Consider the following 20,525-nt stretch of genomic DNA (forward strand, 5'->3'; position numbering starts at 1 on the left):
CGACGCTCCGAGGAACGAGTCATGCCGAAAGCCTCGCTGTTCCGCCAGATCACCGACTTCGCCAACCGCGCCCACCCGTACCCGCTGTACGAGGAGCTGCGCCGGACACCGGTGCTGCACGAGGAGGAGGACGGCCCCTACGTCATCAGCTCGTACTGGGACATCGAGGCGCTGCTGCACGATCCGCGGATCAGCTCCGACGCCGCCAACCTGGCCGCCGCCGGGGCCGACGAGCTGAGCCAGCCGGACGAGACGGGCGGGCTGCCGCCGTCGTTCATCCGGCTCGACCCGCCCGAGCACGACCGGCTGCGGCGCATCGCCAACCAGGGCTTCGGTCCGCCGCACCGGCCGCGCCGGATCGAGGGCATGCGCGGTGAGCTGGAGGAGATCGTCGCCGGTCTGCTCGACGACCTCGGCGACGCGCGGCAGATCGACCTGGTGGACCAGTTCGCCTATCCGTTCCCGGTGACGGTGATCTGCCGGCTGCTCGGCGTGCCCCGCGAGGACGAGCCCAGGTTCCGCGCCTGGGTCGACCCGATCGTCGCCGGCCTGGACCCCGACTCCCGCACGAGCGCCGACTCCGCACGTGCCGCGCAGGAGGCACGGCTACAGCTCGGCATGTACCTGTCCGGGCTGGTCGAGCAGCGCACCAGGGAACCACGGGACGACCTGCTGTCCGACCTGGTCAACAGCCACGGCCCGGACGGCTCCATGACGATGTTGGAGGTCCTCGCCACCGCGGTGCTGCTGCTGATCGCCGGCCATGAGACGACGGTCAACCTCATCACCAACGGCATGCTGACCCTGCTGCGGTACCCGGACGTCCTGCGCCGTCTCGCCCGGGACCCGGGCCTGTCGGTGCGGATCGTGGAGGAGTTGCTGCGCTACGAGCCGCCGGTGCAGATCGTGCCGCAGCGCACCTGTATCGCCGACATCGAGGTGCGCGGGGTCGTCATCCCCAAGGGCTCGCGCATCTGGCTGATGCTGGCCGCGGGCAACCGCGACCCCGAGCGGTTCAAGGACCCCGACCGGTTCGACCCGGACCGTGAGGACATCCAGCATCTCGGCTTCGGCAGCGGCATCCACAGCTGCTTCGGCGCCCCGCTGGCCCGTCTGGAGGCCCAGACCGCCCTGGCCGCGCTGGCCCGGCGGCTGGAGAACCCCCGCCTGGTGGCGGACCCGCCGCCGTACCGGCAGAACGCGGTCCTGCGCGGCCCGCGCCATCTGGAGATCGCCTTCGACGGGCTGAAGTGACCGCCGGGGTCGCGTTCGGGTCAGTGGCCGAGGCGGCTGAGGTGGACCAGCCCCACCCAGGTCTCGGGGCCCGGCTGGGCGTACGCGGCGCGCACCGCGTACGTGCCCGCCTCCAGCGGCACCCGGAGGTGTTCGACGCGGCCGGCGGCGCGGCCCGGCCAGGCCGAGTCGAACAGCAGCACCGGGCCGGGCACCCGCCAGTGCACCTCGCTGCCCCACACCGCCGAGTCGAGGGCGGCCGGGACACCGGCCAGCAGTTCGTCCTCGGAGTGGGCGGCGGACCACCGTACGAAGGTGGCGTGCTCCGGCAGGAAGGAGGTGGAGGCGGGCTCCTCGCCGAACACGAGGGCCGCGCTGTCGCCGACGGGCAGCAGACCGACGTGCCCGTCGACCTCGCACGCCCGGTCGTAGTCCGTGGCGAGGTCCTCGTTGTCGGCGCCCGCCCAGAACGGCAGCACCGTCTCGGGCACGGCTATCAGAGGGCCGCCGGCCGACTCCACCCACTCCAGCACGCCTGGATCCGCGTATCGAGCCATGGCCCAAGAACCTACACGGGCCGACGTCAGCAGCCGCACTCGCCTTCGACCGGCGCGGTCAGCGGGTCGGGATCGCGCCGCGCCGGTCCCTGCCAGGTGTCGTAGGCGAAGCCCTCGCGGACCCAGTACTCGAAGCCGCCGAGCAACTCCTTTACAGGATAGCCGAGTTCGGCGAGGGCGAGGGCGGCGCGGGTGGCGCCGTCGCAGCCGGGGCCCCAGCAGTACGTCACCACGGGCACGGAGAGGTCGAGGAGTTGCCCCGCCTGTTCGGGGATGCGGGCGGTGGGCAGGTGGACGGCGCCGGGGATGTGACCCTGGTCCCAGGACTCGGTCGAGCGGGAGTCCACGACGACGAACCCGGGGTCGCCGCCGGCCGCCAGCGCCGCGGCCACGTCGGAGACGTCGGTGTGGAAGGCGAGGCGCGCCCGGAAGTGGGCGGCGGCCTCGGCGGGGGCCGCGGGGGCCACGCGCAGGACGGGGTTCACGGGGGCCGGTGAGGTGTGCGTGATCATGGCCAAAAATCTACGGCCGCACGCCCGGCCACTGAAGGGGCGATCCACGGGCCTGCCCTTGCAGCGCCGGGGATTTCCCTGCTATCCATCCGGGATGACCGTGTATTCCCCGGACGCCACCGACTGGCGCATCCTTGAGGTCCTCCAGCGCGAGGGCCGGGCCAGTTACGCCGAGCTGGCGCGCGCCGTCTCGATGTCGCCGAGCGCCGTCACCGAACGCGTACGGCGGCTGGAGGAGGCCGGCGTGATCCAGGGGTACGCGGCGGTCGTGGACCCCGAGCGGCTGGGGCTGCCGATCCTGGCGTTCGTGCGGCTGCGTTATCCGAACGGCAACTACAAGCCGTTCCACGACCTGGTCGCCGCCACGCCCGAGATCCTGGAGGCGCACCACGTGACGGGCGACGACTGCTTCGTTATCAAGGTCGCTGCCCGTTCCATGTCCCATCTGGAGGAGATCTCCGGGAAGATCGGCGCGCTGGGCTCGGTGACCACCAGCGTCGTGTACTCCTCTCCGCTCCCCCGGCGCGCGCTGGGCCGCTGACCCGAACAGGCCGTGCGGGGCTACCGCTTGCGGGCCACGCCGCCGAAGTTGTCGACTTCGGCCGGTGCTTCGGCGCCGCTCGGCGCGGGGCGCCACCGGGACGTGGAGACCAGGCCGGGCTCCAGCATCTCCAGGCCGTCGAAGAAGCGGGCGAGCTGGGCGGGGCTGCGGTTGACACGAGGGTTGTCGCTCGCCTCGTTCCACTGCTCGACCATGGCGCGCTGCGCTCGGGGTGGATGACCTCGGTGCTGTCGCAGAACACGAGATGGCTGCCGGACGGCAGGGCGCCGAGCAGCCGCTGCACGATGCCGTAGACGGAGTCGTCGGTGACATGCGCGGCGATCCCGAGCAGGATCAGGGCCACCGGCTGGGTGAAGTCCAGTGTCCTTGCGGCCTGTTCGAGGATGCCGTCCGGGTTCCGCAGATCGGCGTCGATGTAGTCCGTCGCGCCCTCGGGCGTGCTGGTGAGCAGCGCCTCGGCGTGCACGAGGACGACCGGGTCGTGGTCGACGTAGACGATCCGCGCCTCGGGCAGCAGGCGCTGGGCGACCTCGTGGGTGTTGTCCGCGGTGGGCAGCCCGGTGCCCACGTCCAGGAACTGGCGGATACCGGCGTCCCGGACGAGGTACTCCACGGCCCGGACGAGGAACGCCCGCTGCGCCCGGGCGGTGTCGAGGATCCCCGGGTTGGCCGCGGCGATCCGGTCGCCGACCTGCCGGTCGATCTCGTAGCAGTCCTTGCCGCCCAGCCAGTGGTTCCAGATGCGGGCGGAGTGCGGCGCGCTGCTGTTGACAGGCTGGCGTTCGACGGGCATGCGGGCTCCCCTGGTCGGCCGGTGGTCACCTCACGACTCATTCCTCGCAACGGGGCCCTCACCCGCCCCGCTGCCGCAGCACCGATCCCGTCCTTCCCTTGACCACCTCCAGCTGGGCGTGGATGCGGCGGCGCAGGTCGGGGACGTGGCTGACGATGCCGACGCTGCGGTCGCGTTCGCGCAGCGAGTCGAGGACATCGAGGACCTCGTCGAGGGTCTGGTCGTCGAGGCTGCCGAAGCCCTCGTCGAAGAAGAGGGTGTTGCAAGATCGAACTCTACGGGTGCACTGGTTCTGACCAGGCAAAACAGGGTACGAAAAGCCCCTCGGAGTGATCTCCGAGGGGCTCTCTTGGCGGCAGGGGGACAAACGGGGGACAGCGCGATCAGGCAGCGCCCAGCGCCTCGTCCCGAGGGTCGGGCCGTACGACGCGCAGATGCCGGTCGCTTGCTTCTTCGTCGACCGAGGCGGTGGTCGCCCCTTGCTCTATTCCTTCTTCGTCGTGGGCTGGGGCGGGGAGTTGCATAGGGTGTGCCTTGGCTGCCTGGGCTTGCTCATACGTGGGTTTCTCGACGCCGTTGCGGCGTGGTACCAGGTCGAGGGGTGCGTTGGCGGCGGCTTGTTCGAACTGTGGCAGCAGGCTGGTGTAGGTGTCGGCGGTGAGTTGGTAGCTGCTGTGGCCGAGTAGGGCTTGGATGGCTTTCATCGACAGGCCGGCGGCCAGGCTGAGTGATGCGGCGCAGTGACGCAGGTCGTGGAGGCGGACCGGCGGGAGGCCGATGCGCTGGATGAATCTCCAGAAGGCTTGGGAGACGTTTTGGGGGTTGTGGGGGCGGCCGTCGGGCCGGGTGAAGACGTAGCCGGAGTCGACGTATGGGCCATGTGTCTTGGGGTCTTGGCGGTGTTTCTCCTCCCATTCGGCGCGTTGGGCCTTCTGTACGTCGCGCCAGGCGGTGAGCAGAGCCAGTGTGGCGTAGTCGAGGGCGATGGCACGGCGGCCGCTGCGGCTCTTGGGGGTGTCCTGCCACATGTTGTAGTTCGAGTCGGTGACGAGTTGTCCCGAGACGTGTGCCACGCCTTTGGTCAGGTCGAGTTCGGTCCAGGACAGGCCTGTTGCCTCGCCGCGGCGCGGTGCCCGGTAGACCATGAGGTGCCACATGATGTACATGGGGTGGTTGATGGCTGCGTCGAGGAACTGGCCGATCTGTTCGGGGGTCCAGACCATGACGGGTCCGGGCTTCTCGCCGGTTTCGCGCCAGCGGGCTACGCGTTCGTCGGTCCGTACGAGCGGTTGGGGGCGTTCGTATTTGGGGAGGACGACGAGCTTGGCCCAGTTCTGGGTGATCAGTCTTTCGGTTACCGCGTCACCGAGTGCGGCGGAGAGGCAGTCGAGGTACCTCTTCTGCGAGGCGGGGCCTGTGTTCTGGCGGGGCTTGGCCCGGGCTTCCTTGAGGGCTGCGCGGGCCTGGTCCCATGCCTGGCGAAGTTCCGGCGGCCGTGGGGTGGGGGCCTGTCTCCAGGCAAGGTAGGCGGCCTCGCATTCGATTTGATGTGGGCCTGTGACCGAACGACACAAGGAAATTCTGCTCGTGCCAACTCCTGGCCTTCGTCCTCTGTCCGCGTCGAGTTGGGCGTGGCTGCACGACCGCACGGACTGGGGGTACAGCAACAGCGGCCTCGTCGTGTCCGAGGGCCAGGCGCTGCTCGTCGACACGCAGTTCACCTTGCACGCGACGGAGGAGTTGCTCAGGGCGGTGGAGTCGGTGTGCCTCCGGGAGGAGATCGGTCTCCTGGTGTGCACGCACCAGAACGGGGATCACACGTGGGGGAACCAGCTTCTGGCCGGGGCAGAGATCATCACGTCGGCGTCAGGCGCCGCCGGCTTGTGTCACGAGATGGGTCCCGAGCGGTTGACGATGCTGGCCCGCTCGGGTGGCCCGGATGCGGCTGGCGCGTACGTTGCCCGGCACTTCGCGCACTTCGACTTCGCCGGCGTCACGGTGACGGCACAGACGCGCACCTTCCAGGGACGTGAGGAGGTCAAGGTCGGCACTGTGCTGGTGGAGTTGATCGACCTCGGAGCCGGGCATAGCGCGGGCGACGTCGCCGTGCGCTTGCCGGAGGAGGGTGTGGTGTTCGCGGGGGACGCCCTGTTTTCCGGAGCCCACATGGTCGTGTGGTCGGGCTCGCTGAGCGGCTGCATCAGGGCGTGCCACAGGCTGTTGGACACGGGCGCGGAGTTGTTCGTGCCGGGTCACGTGCCGCTGCTCGCCCGTAGTGGAGTGGCAGATATCCGCGACCGCCTCGCGCGCGTTGCTGAGGAGGCTGCGCAGTGTGCACGACGCAGTGTGCCGCTGGTCGAAGCGGCCCGCCGGATCACGGCGGGCCACGGTGGCACATGGGCGCATCCGGAGCGTCTTTTCACGCAGACCGCGGCCGCCTACGCGGAGGCCGGGGTTGTGGGGGTGCCGTCGAGCACGCTCGCGATGGTGGAAGGCATGGCCTCACTAGCCGGCTGAACGATGTCGCTGGGCATGACATTCATGAAGCGGATGCCTGTTGTCCAGTTGGGCCGGAGTCGAACGAACTCGACCTCATCGATGGGCAGCGCCACCGCTGACACATTACCTACGCACACCTTGAACATGACCTTTCCTTGACCCGTCTCCCCTAGGGTCAGTAGCCGCGGTTGCGAACCGGGGGGAGACGACAGCGATAGGTGACGGCAAGGTCCCCGGCAAGGTACTGGACATCAAGACCGCCGACATCAAGGCGGCAGCACCGGCCTTCCACCAGGGGGCCATTGATCTGAGCAAGGCCCTGACCACTTTGATCAAGACCCTGGACGGCCTCGGCGAGCCCTGGGGCCACGACGACCAGGGCAACCAGTTCGGCGGCGTCTACAAGCCGAACCAGAAGAAGATCGAGAGCGCGGCGGGCATCTTGGTGCTCGGCCTGACGAGCATCAACGAAGCCATGGTCGACATGTCCGACGGACACGTGGACAACGACAAACTCGTCGCGGGCATGTTCACGGAAATAAAGACCCACAAGCAGAGCGACGGTGCCGGTGAGCGTTGAGTCCAAAGCCCGCCACATCCTTCTCGACATGGGCCTGTGGTGGCCCGAGGCCGACCCCGACAAACTGCGAGCTGCGGCGAAAGCGTGGCGCGCGTTCGCCCACTCGGTGGATGACGTCCGCTCCCCGGTGAACCGCAGCGCGTCCGGGATCATCCACAACAACACGGGCGAGTCGATCGAGGCGTTCCACAAGTTCTGGAACCGCTACGCCAAGGATCAGCACGGCGGCTGGCTGAGTGACCTCGCGGAAGCTTCGCGGGACATGGCCAACGGCTTGGACAAATTCGCCGACGGCATCGACGACGCGATCAACAAGCTGTGGACGCGGATAGCCATCGACGCAGTCGTGATCGCGGGCGGCATCACGCTGGCCGTGCTCACTGCGGGCATCGCCTCGGGTGCGGCGGCAGCCGCGGCGGACGCGGTGATCGAGTTCGGCGCCACGATCGGCGTCGGGGTCTCCGCAGTGGTGGCCGACATCATCGGAGGCGCCTTCGCCGGCGTTGCGTTCGGCGGGGTCGAGTCGGTCACCATCGACGCGGCCGTGGCCCAGCCGCTGCAGATGGTCACGGGTCTGCAGCACGGCTTCAGCCTGGACGAGGTCAACCAGGCCGCCAAGGACGGCATGATCTTCGGCGGCGCGCTCGGAGCGGGCGACGGCCTGCTGAAGGCGAGCATGGAAGGCGGCCTTGCCGACACCACCCCGCTGCTGCTGCGCCCGCCGTCGCTCCGCCCGGACCTGATCGATCTGGGCACGGCGGCCCGCAAAGCCGACGACATGCCGTGTGTGGGCGAGCCGATCGACGTGGCCACCGGCGCGATGCTGATGACGCAGACGGACCTGACACTGCCGGGAAGTCTGCCGCTTCAGTTCACGCGCACTCACCTCTCCTCCTACCGGGGCGGCGTCTACTTCGGTCCGACCTGGATCTCCACCCTGGACGAGTGTCTCCAGATCGACGGCGAGGGTGTCGTCTTCGCTGCCGCGGACGGCATGCGTCTGGTGTACCCGGTGCCGGAACCCGGCGTTCCCACGATGCCGGCCAAGGGCGCCCGCTGGCCGCTGGAGTGGGACGGCAAGCCGGACGGCGCGATGACGGTCACCGACCCGGCGACAGGCGTGACGCGGACCTTCGCCGCCCCTGTCCCCTCCCCGTCCTTCGGCGTGTTCCACTTGGCGCTGGACTCCTGGACGGACCGCAACGGCAACCGCATCGACGTCGAACGCGACGACGAGGGCATCCCGTTCGGCATCCGCCACTCCGGCGGCTACTACGTTGCCGTCGACACCCAGGGCCCCCGCATCACCTCCCTGCGCCTGCTAGACGAGCCGCCATCCCGCTACCGCCCGGGTACCACGCCCGACGAGGGCACGGTCGTTATGCGCTACGGCTACGACCCGTCGGGCAACCTGACCGAGGTCACCAACTCCAGCGGCGAGCCTCTCCGTTTCACCTACGACCCCGAGGGCCGCGTCACCCGCTGGACCGACCGTAACGGCACCTGGTTCGGTTACATCTACGACGAACGCGGCAGGGTGGTGCGCACCGAGGGCATCGACGGCATCCTCTCCGGCACGCTGGCTTACGACGACACCGTCCGCACGACGACGTACACGGATTCCCAGGGCCATGTCTCGGTTCACCGGTACAACGCCGAGGGCCAGGTGGTGGAAGAGACGGATCCGCTGGGACATGTCACCCGGACGGAGTGGGACGAGTACGGCGACAAGCCATTGTCTGTCACCGACGCCCTGGGCCGTACCACCCGCTATCTCTACGACGAGGCTGGCAACCTTACTGAGCTAGCTCTGCCCGACGGCTCGGTGACCCGTGCTGTGTACAACACGCTGGGTCTGCCTACCGAAGTGGTCGAGCCGGGCGGGGCGGTCTGGCGGCACACGTACGACGAACGGGGTAACCCGCTCACGACGGTCGACCCTCTAGGCGCTGAGACGCGGTACGCCCTTGACGAAGCGGGCCGTCCGACAGCGATCACGAACGCACTCGGCGACATTCGCACGGCGGCGTACGACGCTGCGGGCTTGCCTACCGCCCTGACGGACGAACTGGGCCACACGACGATACTCCGCCGTGATCCATTCGGCCGGGTGATCGAGGTGTGCGACCCGCTCGGCCACGTCACTCGTCTGGGTTGGACCACGGAGGGCAAGCCATCGTGGCGTCAGCTGGCCGACGGCACCCGCGAGTCGTGGACATGGGACGCCGAGGGCAATCTCGTCACCCATACCGATCCCGTCGGCAACACCACCCACCACACAGCTGCGCCCTTCGACCTCCCGGCTACTCGCACGGACCCGAACGGGACCCGGTACGCGTTCACGTACGACACCGAACTGCGACTGACCAGCGTCACTAACCCCGAAGGGAGGACCTGGTCGTACATCTACGACGAGGCCGGCCGACTGATCGCGGAGACGGACTTCAACGGGCGCACGCTGACGTACGCACACAACGCTGCGGGAGAACTGATCGCCCGGACCAACGGCACCGGCGAGATCATGCGCTTTACACGGGACGTGTGCGGTCGGGTCATGGCTCAGGAAGACGACTTCGGTCAGGTCACGACGTACCAATACGGGCTGGACGGCGGGCTCCGACGCGCGGCCAACGCGGACGCTGAGGTGGTGTTCGAGCGTGACGCACTGGGGCGAACTCTGTCGGAGACAGTCAACGGCCGTACGTCGACCTTCGCGTACGACGCAGTCGGCCGTCGCACCCGCCGCATGACTCCCTCCGGCCTGGCATCGGAATGGGCGTACGACGCGGTCGGACGCCCAACGCTGCTTCGTTCGGAGGCGGGCTCAGTTACTTTCGCCTACGACGAGGCGGGACGCGAGACCGAGCGACGACTCGGTGAGGCGGTCAGTCTGACCCAGAGCTGGAGCCCGGCTGGGCGGCTGACCGGTCAGTCCCTGGTGTCGGCTCCGACTGGTACGGGATCGGACCGTCTCCTTCAGCACCGCACGTATGCCTACCGCGACGACGGACACCTCACGGAGGTCCGCGAGCTGACTTCCGGTACGCGCCGCTTCGATCTGGACGCGATGGGTCGAGTTACGAGCGTCCGCGCACATGGATGGACCGAAACGTATGCCTACGACGCGGTCGGTAACCTGCTGCGAGCGTCGGCCCCCGGCCACGACTCCGCGGGCGGACGGGAGTTCGAAGGCACGATTGTCCGCCGGGCGGGGCGCACGACGTTCGAGCACGACGCACAGGGCCGCCTGATCCGCCGAACACGCAAGCTCCTCAACGGACAGAAGCGCATCTGGACCTACTCATGGAATGTCGAGGACCGGCTGACAGAAGTGGTCACACCTGACGGCGACCAGTGGCTCTACCACTATGATCCGATCGGTCGGCGCGTCTCCAAACACCGTGTCGGCGAGGATGGCAAAGCAGCGGATCGCATCGACTTCTCGTGGGACGACACCCGCCTCGCGGAACAGACGGGCCCGGACGGCAGGGTCACCACCTGGGACTACGAACCAGGCACCTATCGCCCGGTCGCGCAGACCGACCGACGGGAGTCGTCAGCCGCAGATTCGTTCTTTGCCCGGCTGGCCGAGGAGACCAGCCTCGACAAGAGGTCACGTTTTCACGCCGTGATCACGGATGTCGTCGGCACGCCCATGGAACTGGTCTCCCCCTCCGCCGAACTCGCGTGGCAGTCCCGCACCACACTCTGGGGCACCAAGTTCCCCGCTTCCGTGGACTCTGAGGCGGCTGTGGACTGCCGGCTGCGGTTCCCGGGGCAGTACGCCGATGACGAGACGGGCCTCGACTACAACCTATTGCGTTACTACGATCCCGAAACGGGCGGATACCTCACGTCGGACCCAATGGGCCTCCTGCCTGGCCCCAACCCGCATGCCTATGTCGGCAACCCGGGGAGCGAGTCGGATCCGCTGGGCCTGTTCACCTGCAAGGTTGAGAACGCACTCAAGAGCTGGCAGAGCCAGAAATATCAGTTCGGTAGCAATGAGTTCGTGCTTGACAAGAAGGGTTTGGCGCATGTCCTGGAAAGGCATCACCCGGAATACTGGGACGGGTCTGTCAAGGCGAAGCAGTCGTTCCTCGACGGAAAGATGTCAATCCAGGATGTGCAAGATGCCATCACGGAGACACTGAAGCAGAACCGGGACGAACTCGTCTCGCGCGGCCCGATGGGCATGTATCAGATTGAGGGTCGAGTAAACGGCGTGGACTACGTCCTCGGCATCAAGAACGGTCGCGTCGGCCAATTTTATCCCGGAATCCTCGACAAGTAGGCTGGCTAAATGATCAACATCACGTCCTACCTGCGCACCAAGTCGGGATCGTTCATCGACGTGGCGGAGGCGAATGTCCCCCCGCCAGATCCTTCGTATGTCGAAGGTGCCGTCGATATGACGGTCAATGGTGTACAGGTCTTGGACCAGGAACTCTGGGACTATGTCGACGAACTGTGGGCCTACATCAGTGACATGGTTCTGAAGCTCGCGACCGAAGGCGAAGCGTCAACATACTTCCCGGACCAGCCGATCCGATTGTCATTCAAACGACTGGGTGGCGGACTCGTCCTCGTGTCACTCGCCTATGACGACGTTAAGCGGACAGTTTCCGTCGAAGAGCGGGAACTCGTGGCCGCCTTGCAGCGATCCGGCACAGAATTCTTCACCAGGATGAAGGAGCTACTCCCTGAGAACGCTCTGGGGTATGACGACGCCTTGACACGACTCACACGCTGACGCGGTCGACGGTGCTGGTCGCAGATTCGGGGCCACGTCAATGGCGATTTCCAGTATTTCGGACGGTACTAGCCATGACCACTCTTCTCCCCTGGCTTGAGGAGCCGCTCTACCGGGAACGGTTGGCGACCCTCCTGTCATGCGTTGCAGACGCACCTCTTATAGAGGTGCGCTATGTAGCCCCGTCGGGTGGAACCTGGCCCCAAGGTCATCGCGCAGACCGCGGCGTGCACGAAGTTGACATGGCGATTGCCCTCACCCTGGGCAACGGGTGGGTGTTGGCGGCGTCCTGGGCCATGGATGGCCTCAACGAAGGCTTGGCCCTTCAATTGGCGGAACCGGGTGACACACCGGACCTCCCCGGAACAGCTGTCGACGTGTCCGGACGAACCGAGTGGTCCGAGTTCCTCGGGACGACTCTCACCGGCATCACGCCTGTGATACACGTACCGAATGAAGGATGCCCGGCAATGCCCTGGGCTTTCCGACTTGATTTCTCTGTCACCCCTCCCGTGACAGTCGCCCTGGGAGAGTCCGCCGGACCTGGATTTACCTACATGCCCGCCTCATTGGTCGTCATCTTCGATGAGAAGGAGGCCGCCGGATACAGAATTCCGGCCAGCTCCGAACCTGCCCTCGGGTGCAGGTAACAGCGAGAGGAATGGTCGGTACGGCAGGCCAACCCCGAGCTGTCGCCTCTCGGGGCCGGCTTGGCCTCCCGACGGCAGCGCGACGCAGGTCGACTTGGCGCCCGTGCTGGATGTGCATCCGGAGGCCCTGCCCACGCCCGTGCCGCATGTGGCCAGCGTGGCGACTGATGAAGTGCCCCGGCGGGCGACTGGCCCTGCTGGCCCGTCGCTGATCGACGCGCACTGGACGCCGTACGGGAACCCTGGACCGACCGAGGCGCGGAACGACGAAAGGAACGTCAAGAAAAATGCAGCACCTTGCCGCCGGGGCGCACGGGCCGTCCCCGATGATCGACATCGTCTTCGCCGTGGGAGGCATGGTTTTCCTGTGGCGCGGGTTGAGTTGGGCGTTCGATGTGCGGGGGATCACCACTCGCAGAGCCGAACGGATTCACCGCAGGAACCAGGAGACGTGGGCGATGGGACATCTCGGCGGCTCTCCGAACCTTTTCGCTTCTGTCGGGTATCTGCGGTTCCTGGGCGCTGTCATGGCAGGTGCGGGACTTCTCCTGCTCGTTGCGGTGTATGCGCTGTGGCACCTGGGCTGAAGGCAGGTGCTACGCGAGCGCTTTGCCGATGAAGTTAGTACGCGCAGGTCGGCGCTCTTCGTCGGGACTGGCTTCTCCGCCGACGGACATCGCCATCGCCCAGTACGCAAAAAGCGGCTGGGCCCCGTCAGGGCGCCCAGCCGCACTTTGGAGGACGTCAGACCGCCGCTGATTCCTCGCGCTCATGCTCGGCCGCCGCCGTCAGCTTGGCCAGCTCCGCTTCCGCCTCGGCCAGCTCCGCCTCCGTGGGCTCCAGCTCGGAGACTCCGTCCGCGGTGCCCACCGTCTCCTCCGAAGGCTTGGTGGGCTCGTCCTCCTCGGTCTCCAGCTCCGGCGACGCAACCTCCAGCTCGGGACGAACCTCCAGTTGCTTCGCCTCGGACATCGCCTTCGCCTTGCGCAGCTTCTTTGCCGCCTCGGCCGCCGCCTTGCGCACGCGCTCCCCAGCGTCCAGGTGCTTGCCGACCTCGTCCTCGAACAGCTCGGCCAGCTCCTCCGGGGACTTCTTCGCCGGCTCCGCCATGAGGGTCCCGGCCCGCTCGACGTGGTCGACCTTGGTCCTGGCCTGCTTACGCTCCTTGGCCTTCTTCTCCTTCTCCTTCTCCGACAGCTCCTTGTCCGAGAAGAAGCCCTCCTGCTTCTCCTTCATCCGCAGGGCCTGCGCGAAGGTGGAGGCGTCCGTCTCCGACCTGAAGTCGCCCCTCATGTACCGGGTGACGGCCGCCTTCTGGTTCGCCGTCGACAGCCGTGACAGGTGCCACGCGAAGTGCGGCTTGATCTTTCCGTCGGCCACCAGCGCCGCGATGTCGGTCGTCAGGTTGAGCAGGTCCATCCGCCACTTCACGTAGTCCGGCGTCTTGCCGAACATCTCCGCGATGCGCTCCGCCGTGTGACCGAACCCGACCAGGTCGGCGTACGCCTGCGCCTCCTCCATGAGCATCATGTCCGCGCGGCCGACGTTCTCGGAGATGCCCATGATGAACGCGCGCTCGTCGTCGACGCTCTTGATGACTTGGGCCCTGATGGTGGTGGCGTCCTTCACCAGGTGCGTCGCCCGCCAGCGCCGCCCGCCCATGATGATCTGGAACTTGCGCTTGCCCTTCGGCCGGCGGAGCACGATGAACGCCTACGCTGACTCCCTTGACGCCGGCGCCGATGCTGACGCCGCACGGCAGGCTGCGAACGACGCCGACAAACACGCTGACGACTCCGAGGCAGCCGCCAAGAAGGCCCAGAGCGACGCCGACGCCGCCACACAGGCAGCCGGAGACGCTGACGCCGCAGCAACCCGTGCCGAAGCGGCGGCCAAGCGGGCACGCGCGGACTCCGACGCCGCACAGGCTGCCAAGGCCAAGGCCGACGCCGACGTCCGTACCGCCACCGCATCGACCGCGGACGCAATCGCCGCCTCGCAGCACGCTGCCTCGGAGGCCCGTGCGGCGGTCAGACTCGCCGACCAGGCCGAGACCGACGCCAATAGCGCCAAGGCCCAAGCAAACGCGGCGAAGAAGGACCTGGCGGTCGCACTCCTCGCAGCAGCCAAGGCGGCCGGGTACGCGCACATCACGGCGCAGGCGGCGGTGGATGCGGGGAAGTCGGCGAAGCAGGTCGTCAAACCGGCCAACGACGCCATCGAACTCGGATCCCCCTACGTCGACACCGACAGTGTCGCGAGTCTGGTGGTCCTGACCGGTCAGGCGTCCAAGTCCCTCGCGGAGCAGCTGAAGGCTGTCGCTGACGCGCACTCGAAGAACGCCAAACAGGAAGCCGCCGATGCCAAGGCGCTCGCGGATAAGGCCAGCGCGGACACCAAAGCCGCCCTCCAGTCGGCCGCGAACGCAGCACAGTCCGCCTCGGACGCCCGCGACTACGCCAACCAAGCACTCGACTACTCGGCCGACGCCGCCACGTCAGCAGCGGCAGCGGTCGACTCCCTGAACCGGACGAAGGAGTACGACCGGCAGGCCGGAGAGGACGCCGCCGCCGCTGATGCGGCAGCCGGACGGGCCGAAGGGTATGCCAAGGACGCCCGCGACAGCGCCGACCAGGCCGCCCTCGACGCCCAGGCAGCCCACCAGGCAGCCGACCAGGTCTCCCAGGACGCCAAGGACGCCCGCGCCGCCGCCGACCGTGCCGACAAGGACGCCAGCGAGGCCGAGCAGTACGCCAAGGACGCCGACAAATACGCCAAGGACGCCCAGGAAGCAGCCGATAACGCTGCGAAGAAACAGGCCAACCAGGAACTGTCCAAGGGCTCTACCACGGGAATCCCCGGCGTGTTCGCCGTGCCGGACCAGTCCACCGTGGAGATCGTCAGCTCCCGGCAGATCGGGCAGTGCCCATCCAACGCGGTGCTCGTCGGCTGCGACGCCACCTACAACCTGGTCGTGGACTACGAGGCCGACTTCTACCTGTGCACGGATGACAACGCCCAGGCCACAGCGGACAGCTGCCCGAAGCCGGCATGGCAGTACCTCCAGCGTTCCACGCCGGTGCTCTACCCCCAGGGCGGACCCATTGAGAGGTTTTCAACCTGAAGTTGCAGGTCGCGGGGGCTGGCGTGAGTCGTGGATGGTGTGCTCGTGCCGGTCAGGGACGTGATCGTCGGCAGGTGATCGTCTGTCAGCGGCTGACTTCCGCGTTCGTCAGCACGAGCAGGGCGCGCAGGAGTGTGGTGGCGTGGATGGCGTTCATGCGGACCTTGCTGAGGATCCGCCAGACACCTCACGTTGCCAACGCGTCAAGCGGCGGGGGCGAGTTCGGTGGGGAAGGCGGTGCGTTCGTCGAACAACTCGCGCCGCTGAAGACAGTGATAGAGCTGTCCGAGCATTCGATTGAACAGGTTCCGCCGGGCGGCTGCGTGCCAGTCTCCGTGTTCGTCGCGGCGCCGACGGTAGTGGGCCTTGGCCCCGGGTGATCCGTTCGGAGCGGCGAAGGCCCACAGGTATCCGGCGTGGTTGAGCCGGTCGTTCTTCACCCACCGCCGCGTGATGCTCGTCTTCTTGCCGGAGGCGCGCGTGATGGGCGATGCGCCCGCGTATGCCTTCAGCCCCCGGGCGTCGGTGAAACGGGTGTGGTCGTCACCGATCTCGGCCAGGATCCGGGCGGCGAGTTGGATGCCGAGCCCGGGGAAGCTCAGCAGGATCTCAGCGTCCGGATGCAGAGGGAACGCGTCCTCCACCGCCTCGGCGAGCTGGTCGGCGGCGGTGCAGGCGGCGTCGAGCTGCATGAGGAGGGCGAGCATCTGTTTGCCGAGGGCGTCCTCGACAAGTGGCGGCTGGTGGGCCCGCTCGGCGCGGAAGTTGTCGCGGATTCGGTCGGCTTCGGCTGCGATGCCGCGCTTGCGGCCGGCCCGCTTGAGGGCGGCTTGGAGCTGGGTGCGGGTCAGGCGTGCCGCCCGCGTCGGGGTCGGGGCGGCCTTGAGACCTGCGGCTGCGGACATGCCCACAGGCCCGACTCCCATGACGGCTGGTCCCGGGGGATGTCCGGGGGACAGGCGGGGGACAGAAGGCCGAGGACGATCAAGGAAGGAGACGGAAAGACAGGTACCAAATCCGCCCAGACTGACAGCAATGTGTTAGCGGGCGAACGAGCGTTCATGACCCGCTCAGACCCCCCGCTGCCGCAGCACCGATCCCGTCCTTCCCTTGACCACCTCCAGCTGGGCGTGGATGCGGCGGCGCAGGTCGGGGACGTGGCTGACGATGCCGACGCTGCGGTCGCGTTCGCGCAGCGAGTCGAGGACATCGAGGACCTCGTCGAGGGTCTGGTCGTCGAGGCTGCCGAAGCCCTCGTCGATGAAGAGGGTGTCGAGCCGTACGCCGCCGGCCTCGTCCGTGACGACGTCCGCGAGACCGAGGGCGAGGGCGAGCGAGGCGAAGAAGGTCTCGCCGCCGGAGAGGGTGGCGGTGTCGCGCTCGCGGCCGGTCCAGGCGTCGACCACGTGCAGCCCGAGCCCGCTGCGACCGCGGCCGGAGCGGTCGTCGGAGTGGACCAGGGTGTAGCGGCCGGACGACATGCGCTGAAGGCGCGCGGTCGCGGCGGCGGCGACCTGCTCCAGGCGGGCCGCCAGGACGTACGACTCCAGGCGCATCTTGCGCTCGTTGTCGGCGGAGGTGCCCGCGGTGAGGGCGGCGAGGCGGGCGACCCGGTCGTACTCCTCGCGCAGCGGGGCGAGTTGCCGTACGGCCTCGGTGGCGCGGGCGGAGAGGCGGTCCAGCTCGGTGCGGCAGTGGGCGGCCGCGTCGCGCGCGGAGGCGGCCGTGCGCAGGCGGCGCTCCGCCTCGGCCGCGGTGCGCTCGGCCGCGGCGAGGTCGGCGGGCGGCTGCTGGGCGGCGGCCGCGGTGTCGCCCTCGGCCAGCACGGCCCGTACGGCCGCCTCCTCCGACTGCCAGGCGTCCAGGCGGTGTTGCAGCTCGCGGTGGGCGGCGGGGTCGAGGAGGGCTGTGGCCGCGGCCTGCGGGGTGTCGAAGCCGGCCCGGTAGGCGGCGTCGGCGAGGCGGGCGTCGGCGTCCTTCAGGCGCTGGGCGGCGTCCTCGGCGCTGCGCGTCGCGTCGGCGGCGTCGGTGAGCAGGGCGACGCGCCGCTCCAGCTGGGCGGCGCGCGCGGCCACGCTGCCCGCGTCACCGCGTGCCTGCGCCAACTCGGTTTCCAGTTGGGCCTGTTCGCGTTCCAGGGTTTCGCGCCGGGTGAGCCGGGACGCGGTGCGCACGGCGGCCTGCTGGCGGTCGGCGAGGCGCTGCTCGCGCTCGCCCTCGGCGCGGCGCAGCTCCTCGTGGGTGGCGTGCAGGACGGAGGCCTCACGGCGGGCACGGGCGTATGCCTGCTCCAACTCCCCCGCCTGTGCTTCCAGTTGGGAGGTCGGGATGTCACCGGCCTCGGCGGTGGCGGCGGCCAGGGCCTCGCGGACGACACCGAGGCGCCGTTCGTCCTCGGTGCGGCGCTGGTCGGCCTGCTGGAAGGCCCGGTGCGCCCGCTCCTCGGCCGCGCGGTCGACATGTCCGGCGTTCTTGCGGGCCGGGGCGGGGTGCGCGGTGGCTCCGCAGACGGCGCAGGGCTCGCCGTCGGTGAGGTGGGCGGCCAGCTCGGCGGCGATGCCGCTCAGGCGCTGTTCCTTGACGTCGAGCCAGTGGGCGCGGGCGTCCAGTGCCTGCTTCTGGGACGTGCGGGCCCGGTGCTGTGCGTCCTCCAGGTCGGCGGCCAGCGCGTCGCGGGTGCGGGCCGCGGTGAGCCGGCGGTCCATCGGTTCCCGCCGGACGGCGAGCTGTTCGGCGCGGGTGGCGGCCTCCTGGGCACGGTCCACGCGGGCCTGGAGCGCGGCGCGAGCGGTGTCCCAGCCGTCGAGCCAGGTGTCGGCCTCGCGCAGCACCTCCTCGTCGGCGCGCTCCTGCCGGTCGAGCCCGTCGCGTTCCTCGGCCAGGTGCACGAGCCGCTGCTCGGCGCGCCGGGCCGCGTCCAGGCCGCCCAGCTCCTCGGCGGCCCGGCGGGCGGCGGCGGCCAGTCCGCTCGCTCCGGCGTCGGCGTACGACTCGGGGAGCCTCCCACGCGCGCGTGCCTCGGCCGCCGCTGCCCTGCGGTGCTCCTGCTCGGCGGCCTCGCGCAGCTCCAGCGCGGGCGCGACCGTGTCCGCCTTGCGGCCCCGCTCCATGCGCTCCTGGGCCTCACGGTGCGCTCCGGAGTGCTGCTGGAGCCGCTCGGCGCGCTGCCGGGCCTCGGCGAACCTGCCCTGGAGCCGGGCGAGTTCGCGTACGTCGTCCAGGGCGCGGCGGGCCTCGGTGTGCGCGGACTCGGCGGCACCGAGGCGGAGGTGGGCGATGGTGAGGCGCTCGCGGGCGGTGGCGCGGGCCACGGCGGCGGCAGCGAGCACCTGCTCCGCCAGGCCCGGCTCGCCCGGCGCCAGGTCCGGCAGCTCCATGGTGTCGCCGGCCTGCTGCTGCATGCGGTGGGCGTCGGCAAGCAGGGCCGCGTCGCCCTCGCGCACGCGTGCCTCGGTGGCGCGGCGGCGGTCGGCGAGGCGTTTTTCGACGTCGGCGAAGCGCTGGGTGTCGAAGAGCCGGCCGAGCAGCCGGCCGCGGGCCTCTGCGTCGGCCCGCAGGAAGCGGGCGAAGTCGCCCTGGGGCAGCAGCACGACCTGGCAGAACTGCTCGCGGCTCATGCCGAGCAGCTGGGTGATCTCCTCGCCGATCTCCTGGTGGGAGCGGCTGCGGTCGCGCCAGGCGCCGGCCGCGCTGTCGTACTCGCGCAGCCAGGTCTGGGCCTTGTCGACCGTGGTCCCCCTGCCGCGCAGTTTGCGGCGCGCCCAGGGCGGCTGCCGGGTGATCTCCAGCCGGCGGCCGGCGACGGTGAGGTCGAGGCGGACCTCGGTGCGGGTGCCGGGCTCGGCGTGATCGCTGCGCAGGGTCATGCCCTGGCCGTTTCCACTCTGCCGGGCGCCGGGGACCGAGCCGTACAGGGCGTAGCAGACGGCGTCCAGGACGGAGGTCTTGCCCGCGCCGGTGGGGCCGTGCAGCAGGAAGAGTCCGGCGGCGGACAGGGCGTCGAAGTCGACGCCGAGGGAGCCGCCGAAGGGCCCGAAGGCGGTGATGTCGAGCCGGTGCAGCCTCACCGGGCCACCTCCCGCACGGCGTCGTCGGCGCGCACGGCGTCGAACGCCTCGCGCAGCACGCCCAGTTCACGGTCGTCCGGCCCGGCGCCGCGCACATGGGCGACGAAGTCCTCGGCGACCTGCTGGTCGCTGCGGCCCGCGAGCCGCCGGGCGTACGACACCTCGGGGTCGTCCGGGGCCCGCTCGGGGTCGAAGACCAGGCTGAGGGTGTGCGGGAAGCGCTCGGTGAGCCGGGCCATGGGATCGGCCGGGCGGACCGGGTCGGTGAGGGTGGCCTCGACCCAGGAGTCCTCGTACCGGGCCAGCTCCGGGTCGGCCAGCAGGTCGTCCAGCGTGCCCCTGACGCGGGCCAGCGGGCGCGGCACCGGGCAGTCGAGGCGCTCGGCGGTGACCGAGCCGTCGGCGCCGAGGTCGATCAGCCACATGCTCTTGCGGTGGTCGGTCTCGGAGAAGGAGTAGGCGAGCGGGGAGCCGGAGTAGCGCACGCGCTCGGTGAGGGTCTGGCAGCCGTGCAGATGCCCGAGGGCGACGTAGTCGACGCCGTCGAAGACGCCCGCCGGGACGGCGGCCACCCCGCCGACGGTGATGTCCCGCTCGCTGTCGCTGGCCCGGCCGCCGGTGACGAAGGCGTGGGCGAGGACGACGGAGCGGGTGCCCCGCGCGCGCGTGGCGAGGTCGGCGCGGACGCGGTCCATGGCGGCGCCGAGCACGGCCTCGTGTCCGGCCCGGTCCACCGCGAACTCGTCCTTCACCAGGGCCGGTTCGAGATACGGCAGACCGTAGAAGGCGACGTCCCCGTGGGTGTCCGCGAGCAGCACCGGGGTGCCGGCGGCGGCCGGGTCGGTACGCAGATGGATGCCCGCGCGCTCGATGAGCCCGGCGCCGACGCCGAGGCGGCGGGCCGAGTCGTGGTTGCCGGAGATCATGACCGTCGGCACGCCGAGGTCCGCGAGGCGGTGCAGCGCGTCGTCGAACAGCTCGACCGCGGCGAGCGGGGGCACCGCGCGGTCGTACACGTCACCGGACACGACCACCGCGTCCACGGCGTGCTCGCGCACGGCGGTGACGAGGTGACCGATGAACTCGGCCTGGGCCCCGAGCATGCTCACCCGGTGGAAGGCCCGGCCGAGATGCCAGTCGGACGTGTGCAGCAGTCTCATGATCCCCGAGGTTAACGGCCGGGTCTGACATCACG

General features: G+C 69.3%; 14 protein-coding genes and 3 pseudogenes. 8 read left to right on the forward strand and 9 right to left on the reverse strand.

Going from position 1 to position 20,525, the window contains the following annotated elements; genetic code table 11:
* The first annotated feature begins 21 nt into the window (after positions 1-21).
* Positions 22-1,254 (forward strand): cytochrome P450, encoded by a 1,233-nt coding sequence (locus ACZ4MF_RS23440; RefSeq protein ID WP_467493869.1) that lies wholly within the window; start codon positions 22-24, stop codon positions 1,252-1,254.
* A 20-nt stretch (positions 1,255-1,274) separates the two neighbouring features.
* On the opposite strand, the gene ACZ4MF_RS23445 is transcribed toward ACZ4MF_RS23440, so the two are convergent.
* Both ACZ4MF_RS23445 and ACZ4MF_RS23450 read right to left on the reverse strand, forming a co-directional pair.
* Positions 1,275-1,790, reverse strand: coding sequence for an immunity 21 family protein (locus ACZ4MF_RS23445; protein ID WP_467493870.1), 516 nt, complete (start codon positions 1,788-1,790; stop codon positions 1,275-1,277).
* A 26-nt stretch (positions 1,791-1,816) separates the two neighbouring features.
* Positions 1,817-2,302 (reverse strand): rhodanese-like domain-containing protein, encoded by a 486-nt coding sequence (locus ACZ4MF_RS23450; RefSeq protein WP_467493871.1) that lies wholly within the window; start codon positions 2,300-2,302, stop codon positions 1,817-1,819.
* Between the two features lie 94 nt (positions 2,303-2,396).
* On the opposite strand from ACZ4MF_RS23450, the gene ACZ4MF_RS23455 reads away from it, so the two are divergent.
* Complete coding sequence (locus ACZ4MF_RS23455; RefSeq protein WP_356030067.1) at positions 2,397-2,843, forward strand: Lrp/AsnC family transcriptional regulator; 447 nt, start codon at positions 2,397-2,399, stop codon at positions 2,841-2,843.
* 20 nt (positions 2,844-2,863) lie between these two features.
* Here ACZ4MF_RS23455 and ACZ4MF_RS23460 read toward each other — a convergent pair.
* The 3 genes and pseudogenes from ACZ4MF_RS23460 to ACZ4MF_RS23470 form a co-directional block, all read right to left on the reverse strand.
* Positions 2,864-3,657, reverse strand: a pseudogene (locus ACZ4MF_RS23460) (SAM-dependent methyltransferase).
* A 58-nt stretch (positions 3,658-3,715) separates the two neighbouring features.
* Positions 3,716-3,919 (reverse strand): annotated as a pseudogene (locus tag ACZ4MF_RS23465) (SbcC/MukB-like Walker B domain-containing protein); the annotation flags it as partial.
* Positions 3,920-4,040: 121 nt separating this feature from the next.
* On the reverse strand, positions 4,041-4,880 hold the full coding sequence (locus tag ACZ4MF_RS23470) for a site-specific integrase (RefSeq protein ID WP_467493872.1): 840 nt from the start codon (positions 4,878-4,880) through the stop codon (positions 4,041-4,043).
* A 334-nt stretch (positions 4,881-5,214) separates the two neighbouring features.
* Here ACZ4MF_RS23470 and ACZ4MF_RS23475 point away from each other — a divergent pair, with 334 nt between their 5' ends.
* From ACZ4MF_RS23475 to ACZ4MF_RS23495, 5 genes are all read left to right on the forward strand, one after another.
* Positions 5,215-6,174: an MBL fold metallo-hydrolase gene (locus ACZ4MF_RS23475; protein ID WP_467493873.1), complete on the forward strand. Its 960-nt coding sequence runs from the start codon at positions 5,215-5,217 to the stop codon at positions 6,172-6,174.
* A 196-nt stretch (positions 6,175-6,370) separates the two neighbouring features.
* Entirely contained in the window at positions 6,371-6,736 is a 366-nt protein-coding gene (locus ACZ4MF_RS23480; RefSeq protein WP_467493967.1) for a hypothetical protein, read from the forward strand.
* Positions 6,726-11,030: a DUF6531 domain-containing protein gene (locus ACZ4MF_RS23485; RefSeq protein ID WP_467493874.1), complete on the forward strand. Its 4,305-nt coding sequence runs from the start codon at positions 6,726-6,728 to the stop codon at positions 11,028-11,030. Before ACZ4MF_RS23480 ends, ACZ4MF_RS23485 begins: the two co-directional genes overlap by 11 nt.
* Before the next feature lie 9 nt (positions 11,031-11,039).
* Positions 11,040-11,489: a hypothetical protein gene (locus tag ACZ4MF_RS23490; protein WP_467493875.1), complete on the forward strand. Its 450-nt coding sequence runs from the start codon at positions 11,040-11,042 to the stop codon at positions 11,487-11,489.
* Between the two features lie 937 nt (positions 11,490-12,426).
* On the forward strand, positions 12,427-12,726 hold the full coding sequence (locus ACZ4MF_RS23495; protein ID WP_467493876.1) for a hypothetical protein: 300 nt from the start codon (positions 12,427-12,429) through the stop codon (positions 12,724-12,726).
* 157 nt (positions 12,727-12,883) lie between these two features.
* Here ACZ4MF_RS23495 and ACZ4MF_RS23500 read toward each other — a convergent pair whose 3' ends face one another.
* Positions 12,884-13,843, reverse strand: coding sequence for a ParB/RepB/Spo0J family partition protein (locus tag ACZ4MF_RS23500; RefSeq protein ID WP_467493877.1), 960 nt, complete (start codon positions 13,841-13,843; stop codon positions 12,884-12,886).
* On the opposite strand from ACZ4MF_RS23500, the gene ACZ4MF_RS23505 reads away from it, so the two are divergent.
* Positions 13,800-15,263, forward strand: a complete 1,464-nt coding sequence (locus ACZ4MF_RS23505) for a hypothetical protein (RefSeq protein WP_467493878.1) — start codon at positions 13,800-13,802, stop codon at positions 15,261-15,263. The genes ACZ4MF_RS23500 and ACZ4MF_RS23505 overlap by 44 nt on opposite strands.
* 203 nt (positions 15,264-15,466) lie before the next feature.
* Here the strand turns inward: ACZ4MF_RS23505 and ACZ4MF_RS23510 are convergent.
* The 3 genes and pseudogenes from ACZ4MF_RS23510 to ACZ4MF_RS23520 all read right to left on the reverse strand — a co-directional run.
* Positions 15,467-16,150 (reverse strand): annotated as a pseudogene (locus tag ACZ4MF_RS23510) (transposase); the annotation flags it as partial.
* A 183-nt stretch (positions 16,151-16,333) separates the two neighbouring features.
* Positions 16,334-19,330 carry an AAA family ATPase gene (locus tag ACZ4MF_RS23515; RefSeq protein WP_467493879.1) on the reverse strand — a complete coding sequence of 999 codons (2,997 nt, stop codon included), beginning with the start codon at positions 19,328-19,330 and terminating at the stop codon, positions 16,334-16,336.
* The gene (locus ACZ4MF_RS23520; protein ID WP_467493880.1) at positions 19,327-20,490 is read right to left on the reverse strand and encodes an exonuclease SbcCD subunit D; all 1,164 of its coding nucleotides are present in this window, start codon (positions 20,488-20,490) and stop codon (positions 19,327-19,329) included. Before ACZ4MF_RS23520 ends, ACZ4MF_RS23515 begins: the two co-directional genes overlap by 4 nt.
* Positions 20,491-20,525 lie beyond the last annotated feature (35 nt).

Source organism: Streptomyces sp. NPDC025793 (assembly GCF_055558375.1).

What these genes read in the sequence shown, in the direction of transcription:
- ACZ4MF_RS23440 (WP_467493869.1), top strand. Translation starts at nt 22, where the DNA reads ATGCCGAAAGCCTCGCTGTTCCGCCAGATCACCGACTTCGCCAACCGC.
- ACZ4MF_RS23445 (WP_467493870.1), bottom strand. Translation starts at nt 1,790, where the DNA reads ATGGCTCGATACGCGGATCCAGGCGTGCTGGAGTGGGTGGAGTCGGCC.
- ACZ4MF_RS23450 (WP_467493871.1), bottom strand. Translation starts at nt 2,302, where the DNA reads ATGATCACGCACACCTCACCGGCCCCCGTGAACCCCGTCCTGCGCGTG.
- ACZ4MF_RS23455 (WP_356030067.1), top strand. Translation starts at nt 2,397, where the DNA reads ATGACCGTGTATTCCCCGGACGCCACCGACTGGCGCATCCTTGAGGTC.
- ACZ4MF_RS23470 (WP_467493872.1), bottom strand. Translation starts at nt 4,880, where the DNA reads ATGGTCTGGACCCCCGAACAGATCGGCCAGTTCCTCGACGCAGCCATC.
- ACZ4MF_RS23490 (WP_467493875.1), top strand. Translation starts at nt 11,040, where the DNA reads ATGATCAACATCACGTCCTACCTGCGCACCAAGTCGGGATCGTTCATC.
- ACZ4MF_RS23495 (WP_467493876.1), top strand. Translation starts at nt 12,427, where the DNA reads ATGCAGCACCTTGCCGCCGGGGCGCACGGGCCGTCCCCGATGATCGAC.
- ACZ4MF_RS23505 (WP_467493878.1), top strand. Translation starts at nt 13,800, where the DNA reads ATGATGATCTGGAACTTGCGCTTGCCCTTCGGCCGGCGGAGCACGATG.
- ACZ4MF_RS23520 (WP_467493880.1), bottom strand. Translation starts at nt 20,490, where the DNA reads ATGAGACTGCTGCACACGTCCGACTGGCATCTCGGCCGGGCCTTCCAC.